Source organism: Halomonas sp. ND22Bw (genome assembly GCF_003011945.1).
In the GTDB taxonomy this organism is placed as follows: Bacteria; Pseudomonadota; Gammaproteobacteria; order Pseudomonadales; family Halomonadaceae; genus Halomonas; species Halomonas halophila.
In genome coordinates, this window is the sequence record NZ_PXWD01001115.1 from 1 (window position 1) to 262 (window position 262).

The following is a 262-nucleotide window of genomic DNA, read 5'->3' on the forward strand; positions in this document are numbered from 1 at the left end:
AAGGACCCTACGACGACGCGCGAAACGCCCGCCTCCAGCAGCTTGGCTACATCGTTGGCGCTGCGGACGCCGCCGCCCGACTGAACCTTGACGTCGATGGCCTGGGTCAGTTCACCAATCAGGGCGTGCTGACGCGCCTCGCCCGCCTCGGCTCCGTCCAGATCGACGATGTGAATCCACTCCGCGCCCTCGGCCGCAAAGGTCGTCAGGCGGGCGGCCGGCTGCTGGTCGTAATGCGTCACCTGGGCGAAGTCGCCGTGCA

Annotated in this window: 1 protein-coding gene; it reads right to left on the bottom strand. The window is 67.9% G+C overall.

Features of this window, described 5'->3' with window-relative positions; all coding sequences use genetic code 11:
* The coding region (locus CVH10_RS21635; RefSeq protein WP_369335959.1) for a HisA/HisF-related TIM barrel protein at positions 1 to 262 on the bottom strand (262 nt) is incomplete at both ends.